1 pseudogene is annotated in these 1,085 nt (G+C 69.4%); it reads left to right on the top strand.

The features are described 5' to 3' along the window. Positions 1 to 23 precede the first annotated feature (23 nt). Positions 24 to 1,085: pseudogene (locus KIP79_RS46165) on the top strand (CBM35 domain-containing protein); the annotation flags it as partial.

The following is a 1,085-nucleotide window of genomic DNA, read 5'->3' as shown; positions in this document are numbered from 1 at the left end:
ACGTGGGCTCGGTCATCCGCCCGGTGACCAGGGTCGGCTCCGGCACCCTGTACGGCCTGGCCGACGCCGCCACCCCGCCGGTGTCGATCATGCAGCCGCTGAAGCTCAGCCAGCTCCGCCAGCCGCCGCCGCACCACCAGCACCGGCCCAACGGCTCCCCGATCCCGATCGGCGACACCCTGGTCATCGCCGCCAACGCCAAGGCGATCGGCGCCCGGATCACCGTCGACATGGCCGACAGCTTCGACGGCTTCCCGTACTGGTGGACCAACTGGAACGACTGGTACTGGCGGATCGACGACATGATCGCCGCTGTCAAGGCCCGCCCGGACATCACCAACATCGACTCCTGGGAGCCGTGGAACGAGCCGGACTGGACCTGGCCCTCCGCCTCGGGTGTCTCCTTCAACGAGGGCTGGGTGCGCACCTACCGGCGCATCCGGCAGAGCGAGCCGGCCAAGCCGATCATGGGGCCGAGTTACTCGCGGTGGGACGTCAACTGGATGCGGGCCTTCCTGAACAACGCCAAGGCGACCAACACGGTGCCCGAGGTGGTGTCCTGGCACGAGCTCAGCGGCTGGCGGCAGGTCACCGGGAACATCCGGGCCTACCGGGCGCTTGAGCGTGAGCTCGGCATCTCGCCACGGCCGATCTCGATCAACGAGTACGCCCAGCCGGCCGAGGTCGACGTGCCCGCCCTGGCCAACCACTACGTCGCGCAGTTCGAGCGTGAGGGTGTGCGCGACGCGCAGCGGGCGTTCTGGTATGAGGCCGGCACCCTCAACGGGTTGCTGCACAACGGCCGGCCGACCGCGTCGTACTGGATGTACAAGTGGTACGGCGACCAGAGCGGCAGCATCGTCACCGTCGTCCCGACCACGAACAACGACGGCGTGGCCGCCTACGACGCCGGTACCAGGTCGGTCAGCCTGGTCTTCGGCGGCCAGTCGGGCAGCAGCTCGATCCGGGTGGACGGGATCGGCGCGCTGGGCTCCTCGGTCACCGCCACCCTGGAGTACACCCCGGGCACCGGACGCACGACGAACGTGTCCGGGCCGACCACGGTGTCCTCGACCGCCTACACC

This window comes from Acrocarpospora catenulata (assembly GCF_018476525.1).
GTDB classification, from domain to species: domain Bacteria; phylum Actinomycetota; class Actinomycetes; order Streptosporangiales; family Streptosporangiaceae; genus Acrocarpospora; species Acrocarpospora catenulata.
The sequence above is the reverse complement of the archived record's forward strand: the minus strand, read 5'-3'. Positions and strand labels throughout refer to the sequence as shown.